Here is a 7374-nt window from a genome sequence, read left to right as displayed (position 1 = left end):
ATGCCGTCTTTACTTCCCTGTCTGCCTCTGCATCTTTCATATATTCCCGGCTCTGGCATCTTCCCAGCAGCTTAACCTTATCGCCTGGCAGCCAGCCTGCTACCTCGTCCGCGTTCTCCTGCCAGCAAATACAGGGAATATAGCAGCTTGTCCCTGTAAGCACATTCTCTACCTTTACGAAAATATCAGAAATGCGTTTCCCTCTCGGCGTTTCCCGGTATGTAGGCTTATACGCCAGCTCTCCCATAAGCGCTATGTCATTTTGCAGCATTGCTTTAGGGCTTAAGCCTATGTACTCTGCCAGAATGAATACCAGCACTTTACCGCTCTTAAAATCTTTAAGCGCCTGCTGCCGCCCGGATATTAAAAGCCTGCTGCCCGGCAGGAAATAATTTTCAAGCCGCAGCCCGTCCCCGGTCTTTCCCCGGTCTACTGCCGCCTCTGTAAAGGCTACTGCTACCTCGTCAATAATGCCGCTTGGTCTTTTCGTCTCGATCTTTGCCAGATAACCATTGAACCGCAGCCCGCATATGTCCGTTACCTCTTCCAGCTCCGTAAGCTCTCCTGCCAGCCCCGCTGCGTTGCTTATCCTGCCTCTTTCCGTCAGATCGTCCAGAATCCCTGCATTAAGGTCTGCCAGAAAGTCCGGCTTTTTATCCTGCCTTTTGTTCCGCTTTTTGCTCATACTTTGCGTGATCTCCTTTCCCGCTATAACTTATCAATATTTCTATTGCCCGCTTATAGCACGCTATTTCGTCCTCTTCCTTTACTTTGCAGATACAGCGCCCGCGCCTCTCTCCCACATACTCCCAGATTTCAATAAAGTTATTGCCGTATATGTCAAAGTGCATATGACACCTTAAACCGTGGCTTTTCTGTATCGGTCTGTATATCTGGTAAAATTTATTTATAAGTGCGCTGCGTTCCCCGTCGTTTTCTCCCATATGCGCCCCTCACTTTTCCGGCATCTGATATAAGCGCGGTATCACTGCTGCCATAGGCGGCGTAGCCTCGCTGCCTATCAGTAAGCCTGTGTTGCCCGGCGCATATAAATACCGCCCGCATACGCTCTGTATCTCGTCTATGATCTCTATACAGCGCTCTTTGCTTTCGTATATCCCTAGCGTGTACATTGATGTTGCGTCCATATTCAGCATTATTCTGTTTTCTTTCATGCCCGCGTTTGTAAATTCTTTATACCTTATCCCGCATGATTCTTTGATCGTATAAAGCCCCTCTTTGTCCTGGCTGCGTATGTATACTTCACTCATTGTCTGCCTCGCTTTCTATCTCTCTCCAAATATTGCTATTGCCTCTGCTAAAATTTCTTGCGTAGGCAGATAGCAAATTTCTGTATTCTGGTAATCTGTATGGTGTGTTAAAAAATACTCTTCGCACGCCTGCTGCTCTGTCAGCCCCTCTAACATCAGCGCCCAAATTATTTCCCTTTCCTCTTCCACAAGCGCCCTGCCGTCGTTAATGATCTCCATGTTTAAAGGCTGCTCTGCTTTCGCGTTTATTTCCTGCAAATACCAGCCCGCCTGCTTATACTCTTCTAAGCGCTCTGGCGTTAATATGCTGTACTCGTCTGGGAAAATCTTTACTTCATGCGGCGTATAGATTTTTGCGCACTGCCTGCCGTACTCGTCCACTCCTACCAGTGTTTTTATCTCCGTACCGCTCCAATTTCCCAGCTTATCTTTAGTGGCAGCTTTTCCCTCACGCACAAAGGGTACAGCCCAGTAAATCCCGTAAAGCTGCGGCGCTGCATACTCCGCTACTGGCAGGCTCTTAATAACCATTACCCAGTTGCCCGACGTAATAAGTGTGCGCTCGTCCCGTCTTTCCCTGCTACCGTCGCCCCATTCATCTACATAGTTTCTTTTAAATCCGTACTCGTCTACTGCTGCCTCTGTCTGCTTTCTTCCCACTTCTCTACCTCTCTTTCGTTTCCCGCTAAAAACTGCTATCTATAACCATTTCCTTAGTGAATACCAGATACAGCCCCAGCGGTACTGTAATGATCGCTATTGTTGCGTCGCCGCCTGTCAGCATAACCGCCAGAATAGTAAACAATAAAAGGAATATGCCCGTTAAGCGCTGCTTAAGGAAATACTGGCGGCGCTGCTGTCGCCTGCGCTCCCTCTGCCTGTCCCGGTGTAACCGTTCCATATAATCAGATACAGCCGCCTTGCTGGTTGTATCTGTGTAAATAATCACTGCATACCTCATGCCCTGCCCTACTTCCTGCAATCATAGTCTGCAAAATCTTTGCAGCTGTTAAAGATAATTCTGTTATTTACCCAACGCTGTAAGCGCTTAAGCCTATGCCCGGCTGGTATATTCTGCTTATCATAAAGCATTACATACGGTGCATACCCCAGATCACGCAGAGTATATACCCGCTCTAAATCCTGCTCAAAAGTGGTATTGAAATTACATAGAACGTATACGCCCAGCTTTTTTCTTTCCCAGCCCGTGATTTCCCTAAATTCTTTAAATTTCGGTATGATCGCCTCTTTGTCCTCGTACCTGTCCCACGCAAAATGTATGCGTTTTATCTTCATGCGCTTTATGTACCCCGCTTTTTCCTGCGTCATAATACGAATATCGCAGCCCTGCGAAAAGTCCACCCATGCGCCGCTGTCTATCAGCTGATCGCTTAAGCCTCTCCACTCTTTACAGGCAAATAGGTTAGCATCTAAAAGCACTATGTTTTTCTGTCCGCGCCAGAACTCCGAAAGATCAGCTACTTTCTTTGCAGCCCGCCCCTCTTTCTTCCCCACTATGCAAAAGTCGCACCCTCTGGGACAGCCCCTTGTAAGGAATCCGTAGGCTGTTTCTTTTACCTCTGGTATCTTCTCGAAGTAAATAGAATAGTCCGGGTATATGTGTTCTATCTCTTCCGGCAGCTCTGCGCCGCCGTCCGGGTAACTGTACCCTGTGCCGCCTCTTATGATCTCCTGCGCATTTACCGGGTGCTGGTAATCTGGCGTAAAGGTAAATACTTTGCTCATGTATACCCGGTCTGGCGGGTTAAGCCATGCTGTAAGCGGGTTATGCCAGCCTACGCTATCGCCCCGGCTTTTGTGATATGCCGATATTTTCATAAGTGGCAAATTAGGGAACCCGTGACCGTCTACGTCTATCAGCTCTACCCTCATTTCCTGCCGTCCTCTTTTCTATAGCGGCAGCTGTCGGTATGCCTGCTGCCGCTGCCGTGATATATTCCTTGCCTTGCCAAATCCCTTAAACTCTCCCTCCGGGCGGCGCTCTCTGTCTCTTCACTGCTGCCGCTCTCCTGTTCTGGCGTAGTTTTACCGTATGGGCGCTTTTTCGCCTTAAAAAAGCTGCTTAAAAACTTGTTGACCGTCTACATACTCTCTAGCTGGTATGACCGCTGCTATTTTTCTACGGTATACAGATAACAGCTTTTCGCCTGCTGCATCTGCCGCAGGCTCGCCATGCCTGCTACAAATACGCCCTGCTGGAATCGAACCAGCGCCCCCGCTGTATGCCCGGCTGCGGTATTCTCCCACTGAATTAAAGGCGCTTAATGGCGGCAGCGCCGCCTATGTCAAAATAGAAATCCCTTATCTATCAGAAACTTTATCCAGTCGCAGCCCGTCACGTCGTCCCTTTCTATAAATTTATAAAATTCCTCTTTAGTCGTTACGTTATCCTCTGCTAAAAACTTCTTTGCTATTGCTACTGCATTTGTTTGAAATACATGCTCTGCATAGAAAGCCTTTTCTATTGTTCCGTAATCATTGCTGCTTTTCGGTGTACGCATTTCCACTACTACCATAGGCTTATTATTCTTTTTATTTCTGGCTCTCCTTATAACTACTGCCTCACTGAATAACCAGCCATTCCAGCCGTACCGTTGCGGTGCAAATTGAGTACGTGGCACTTGTACCAGTTCCCCTGCTTTCAATTTCTTAAAATCTATTTTTTTCACGTTTCTACCTCTCTTTCGTTCTTAAATACAGTCTCTATATTCCGGCTTTCCAGCCCAGTATTTCAGATAGTCAGTAAATGTACTGTTGCCGCTTTCCAGCTCTGTAAATGCTGCCTCTGCCTCTTCATTACTGGGAAACTCAAAACTAAAACGGTAACTTTCCCCTGCTTTCGGCGCAAACTGCCCTTTATGCGTTGCCTTGCTTTTCGGGTAAAATGCAAGCGTACTGCCATACGGCATAAAGCTATAGTTTTCGCTCCATTCCTCTATTTGAATATCTACACCGCCTGCGCTCTTTCCAGTTTTTAATACTTTCATGGTCTTACCTCTCTTTCGTCCCCTCTTTGGTTAAATTGCCCGCTGCGCCAGTTCTGCGCTGTACTGCTGCCGCTTTCCGTTCTCTGCCCCGCCTCTTTGCAGCTCCCGGTATAAAGTGCCTCTGTGTACGCCTACCGCATCAGCTATAGTCTCTGCATTACTGCCAGCCTTACACATAGCCTCTATTCTCTTCCTGTCCTCATAACTTAGCCTTTTGTACTTCCTTGCCATTGTCCCCGCGCTCCTTTCCTGTTATTGGATAAAAAAATAGTGCGATAGAGTTTTTTAAGCTCTACCGCACTATGCTTTTACTATTATCTACCGTAAAAAAATAAATGCGGCAGAGGCTTTAATACCTCTTGTCGCATTTAATTTTAAAACTTATCCATCTGCAGCGTATTGTTTTTGAAGTTGCTTTCTTACGGATTATGGATTTAAGCTCCTTGTATTCATCTTCCGTAAGCTTGATTACATATTTTCTGGGTCTTGCCATAGGAATCACCGCCGTTTTTTCTTAGTATATACCAAAACGGCTGTATTTACCAGTATAATTTGTCTATATATCAACATGTCACTACACTAGTATAATCCACTTTAATTAGCTTTATGTTTAAAAATATGATATAGTGGTCTTATACAGTAGGGAGGCCGTAAAAAATCCAAACATTTGGATTTTCTCAGCCACTCACATGCCAGTTTGTTTATCAACCAAGGCTGTGATGCACTTATTCTCGCTGACAGGCTGGGACACGAAAAGGTATCCACAACACTGAATACCTACTCGCATCTGTTTCCGCACAAACAGCAGGAACTTGTCAGCAATCTGGAACAGCTTGCGGCAACCGTTGGTGTTACACCGACACCGGAGCCGCCAACGAGTAACCCTTTACTTGAAACTATGGGAACTTCCTATAATGATGACACGGCTGACAGTTTAGCTACTTCAGATACAGTATGCGCCAATACAGGACTTCCATACGGACCGGCGCCACTGCCAAAGGAAACAGCACCGGGAAAAGTTATCCCTATGCCCCAAAGAAAAGTTATTTAATTTTCCAAATACTGTTTGGAAAATGCAAGCTACAATAAAATGATGCGGAACAGAGTAGTTGCGTTTAGTAGCAAAATAGTAGCAGAGCAAAAGAAAAAGTCCGGGAATGCCCTATTTATAAGGCTTCCCAGACTTGTGGCTACTATTCAAACTCGATTTCGTTATGGCGTTTTTCAGAACTTTCATTGTTAAAAAAAATTATTCTACCACTCATTTTGTTGTTTCCTACTCTCTGTACTTCTGTCTTGATTTGCTCTTAACATCACGAAAACATCACGGGGTAATCTCCACCACATCCTCTATTCCGCATTGCAGCTTGAACCTTATCCGGTTTTTTCTTAGGCAACCAATGATATATTCCGCATTGTTCTCCACAATCTCATAGGCTCTCTCCGCAGAAGGGTAATTGTATGTTGTGTTATATCCATTCTTTACTCCATCACACTGCAATATGAAGAACGTTTCCAGTGCTTTTGTCTTTCTGGTGTGATCCTTCTTATCGAAAAAGCACAGCGTTTTAATTTCAAACTCATTGCCAGCATCATAGTCCATTTGTAACTCTCTAATATCATGATTTCCTTTACGCAAAGAATAGTAATGGCCCGCTATTCTACGAACCGCATCAGAAGCCATGCCAACATACGCTTTTCCATTATGCAGATTCCGTATTAAATAAACGCATGAAGGTTCTATATCGGTAGATATATCTTCAATCCTGATTTCATTCACCTTATTCGAAATCTTCATCGTAAACGATCACCTCTTCCACCTTGCACTGTAGGCGTTTGCATATCCGTTCCACTACATCAAGACTTACCTTCTGATTTTTTCCCATCTTCGCAAGTGTACCCCTGCTGACCGTTCCGTCCTCAACTAAATCCATTTTCTTCATATCCTTATCAATCAAAGTCTTCCAAAGTGGTTTGTATGTAATCATAATCATCACCTCTTTTATATCTTATCAAAGTTCATTCTCAACGTCAAGAAAAAGTTCTAATTTCTTGAAATTTTTTTCTATAAACTATTGACACTCGCTGTGCATATGGTAATATGAATATAACAAGAACGCAGAACAAAATTCTAATATATCAAAACTTTTAGGAGGGCAAACACATGTTGAAAAATCAGAAATTCGGAGTAGAAGTAGAAATGACAGGTATCACAAGAGAAAAGGCAGCTGCCATTGTTGCAGAAGTTCTCGGGACCACGGCATCCAGACCAGACAGCACTTGCTATCAAACTCGTATTATTGCTGACCAGGCGGCACGCAAATGGAAAGTTATGAGAGATTCCTCAATTACTTCAATCAGGAATGATGGCAGTGATTCTCCAATGGATGAGTATAAGGTAGAATTCGTAACACCGCCTCTGGGATATGAGGACATAGAGCTTTTGCAAAATATCATCAGAAAATTACGTGAAAGCGGAGCAAAATCTCATAGCAGCTGTGGCATCCATATCCATGTAGACGGAGCAAATCATAATGCGAATTCTCTTCGGAGGCTGGTGAACTTTATGACTTCCCGGCAGGATCTGATTTATGAAGCACTTGAAATCGGGAATCGTGCCGACCACTGGTGTCACAAATTAAATTCCGCGCTCCTTATCGAAATGAAAAAGGATAAAAACCTTTCAAAAGAAAAGGCAGAACAGATTTGGTACAGCAGTGCAAATGACGGATATTGCGGTGGTGTTAGCCATGAGCACTATAACAAAACCCGCTATCACGGCGTCAACCTTCACAGCTACTTCTCCAAAGGTACTGTAGAATTCAGGCTTTTCAACAGCACCCTCCACGCTGGAAAAATCAAGGCTTATGTTCAGTTTTGCTTAGCCATATCTGCATGGGCCATCACATCGCAGGAAAAAATCGTATTCCGTTCTATGGCCGGATATACACCTGAGAAGAAAGTTACCATTATGAGAAACATCCTCACTCACCGGCTCGGCCTGTATGGAGACGAATTCAAGACTTGCCGGCTGCACCTTATGACACCTTTGAAAAAAGCCGCTGGCATGACCTGCAGGGCAGCTTAATATATAT

Annotated in this window: 12 protein-coding genes, 1 tRNA gene and 1 pseudogene; 2 read left to right on the top strand and 12 right to left on the bottom strand. The window is 44.8% G+C overall.

The window, feature by feature from the left end; genetic code table 11:
* The 10 genes from NSB25_RS20360 to NSB25_RS20315 all read right to left on the bottom strand — a co-directional run.
* Positions 1-685, bottom strand: a 685-nt coding sequence (locus NSB25_RS20360; protein ID WP_257479306.1) for a single-stranded DNA-binding protein, incomplete at its 3' end; no start/stop codon positions are given.
* A complete protein-coding gene (locus NSB25_RS20355; protein ID WP_103241017.1) occupies positions 654-944 on the bottom strand; it encodes a hypothetical protein in 291 nt (96 codons plus the stop codon). The genes NSB25_RS20355 and NSB25_RS20360, both read right to left, overlap by 32 nt.
* A gap of 9 nt (positions 945-953) precedes the next feature.
* Positions 954-1271: a long-chain fatty acid--CoA ligase gene (locus NSB25_RS20350; RefSeq protein ID WP_103241018.1), complete on the bottom strand. Its 318-nt coding sequence runs from the start codon at positions 1269-1271 to the stop codon at positions 954-956.
* 15 nt (positions 1272-1286) lie between these two features.
* The gene (locus NSB25_RS20345) at positions 1287-1931 is read right to left on the bottom strand and encodes a hypothetical protein (RefSeq protein WP_103241019.1); all 645 of its coding nucleotides are present in this window, start codon (positions 1929-1931) and stop codon (positions 1287-1289) included.
* A gap of 25 nt (positions 1932-1956) precedes the next feature.
* Positions 1957-2232 carry a hypothetical protein gene (locus tag NSB25_RS20340; protein WP_103241020.1) on the bottom strand — a complete coding sequence of 92 codons (276 nt, stop codon included), beginning with the start codon at positions 2230-2232 and terminating at the stop codon, positions 1957-1959.
* A gap of 8 nt (positions 2233-2240) precedes the next feature.
* On the bottom strand, positions 2241-3164 hold the full coding sequence (locus NSB25_RS20335) for a radical SAM protein (protein WP_103241021.1): 924 nt from the start codon (positions 3162-3164) through the stop codon (positions 2241-2243).
* 314 nt (positions 3165-3478) lie between these two features.
* Positions 3479-3553 (bottom strand) — tRNA-OTHER (locus NSB25_RS20330).
* Positions 3554-3577: 24 nt separating this feature from the next.
* On the bottom strand, positions 3578-3961 hold the full coding sequence (locus NSB25_RS20325; protein ID WP_103241022.1) for a hypothetical protein: 384 nt from the start codon (positions 3959-3961) through the stop codon (positions 3578-3580).
* A gap of 21 nt (positions 3962-3982) precedes the next feature.
* Entirely contained in the window at positions 3983-4279 is a 297-nt protein-coding gene (locus tag NSB25_RS20320) for a hypothetical protein (RefSeq protein ID WP_103241023.1), read from the bottom strand.
* A gap of 30 nt (positions 4280-4309) precedes the next feature.
* Positions 4310-4510, bottom strand: a complete 201-nt coding sequence (locus NSB25_RS20315; RefSeq protein ID WP_103241024.1) for a helix-turn-helix domain-containing protein — start codon at positions 4508-4510, stop codon at positions 4310-4312.
* Between the two features lie 445 nt (positions 4511-4955).
* On the opposite strand from NSB25_RS20315, the pseudogene NSB25_RS30045 reads away from it, so the two are divergent.
* Positions 4956-5330, top strand: a pseudogene (locus NSB25_RS30045) (site-specific integrase); the annotation flags it as partial.
* Positions 5331-5603: 273 nt separating this feature from the next.
* Here the strand turns inward: NSB25_RS30045 and NSB25_RS20310 are convergent.
* A complete protein-coding gene (locus tag NSB25_RS20310; protein ID WP_103241025.1) occupies positions 5604-6077 on the bottom strand; it encodes a GIY-YIG nuclease family protein in 474 nt (157 codons plus the stop codon).
* Positions 6061-6267: a helix-turn-helix domain-containing protein gene (locus tag NSB25_RS20305; protein WP_242982529.1), complete on the bottom strand. Its 207-nt coding sequence runs from the start codon at positions 6265-6267 to the stop codon at positions 6061-6063. Before NSB25_RS20305 ends, NSB25_RS20310 begins: the two co-directional genes overlap by 17 nt.
* A 176-nt stretch (positions 6268-6443) precedes the next feature.
* Here NSB25_RS20305 and NSB25_RS20300 point away from each other — a divergent pair, with 176 nt between their 5' ends.
* Positions 6444-7367: an amidoligase family protein gene (locus NSB25_RS20300; RefSeq protein WP_103241026.1), complete on the top strand. Its 924-nt coding sequence runs from the start codon at positions 6444-6446 to the stop codon at positions 7365-7367.
* Positions 7368-7374 lie beyond the last annotated feature (7 nt).

Source organism: Acetatifactor muris, assembly GCF_024623325.1.
GTDB classification, from domain to species: Bacteria; Bacillota; Clostridia; order Lachnospirales; family Lachnospiraceae; genus Acetatifactor; species Acetatifactor muris.
Note: the sequence above shows the minus strand (reverse complement) of the source record. Positions and strands in the feature narration are given on the sequence as shown.

Coding starts and splice junctions, on each gene's coding strand:
- NSB25_RS20300 (WP_103241026.1), top strand. CDS start 6,444: ATGTTGAAAAATCAGAAATTCGGAGTAGAAGTAGAAATGACAGGTATC.
- NSB25_RS20310 (WP_103241025.1), bottom strand. CDS start 6,077: ATGAAGATTTCGAATAAGGTGAATGAAATCAGGATTGAAGATATATCT.
- NSB25_RS20305 (WP_242982529.1), bottom strand. CDS start 6,267: ATGATTACATACAAACCACTTTGGAAGACTTTGATTGATAAGGATATG.
- NSB25_RS20335 (WP_103241021.1), bottom strand. CDS start 3,164: ATGAGGGTAGAGCTGATAGACGTAGACGGTCACGGGTTCCCTAATTTG.
- NSB25_RS20350 (WP_103241018.1), bottom strand. CDS start 1,271: ATGAGTGAAGTATACATACGCAGCCAGGACAAAGAGGGGCTTTATACG.
- NSB25_RS20315 (WP_103241024.1), bottom strand. CDS start 4,510: ATGGCAAGGAAGTACAAAAGGCTAAGTTATGAGGACAGGAAGAGAATA.
- NSB25_RS20320 (WP_103241023.1), bottom strand. CDS start 4,279: ATGAAAGTATTAAAAACTGGAAAGAGCGCAGGCGGTGTAGATATTCAA.
- NSB25_RS20340 (WP_103241020.1), bottom strand. CDS start 2,232: ATGAGGTATGCAGTGATTATTTACACAGATACAACCAGCAAGGCGGCT.
- NSB25_RS20355 (WP_103241017.1), bottom strand. CDS start 944: ATGGGAGAAAACGACGGGGAACGCAGCGCACTTATAAATAAATTTTAC.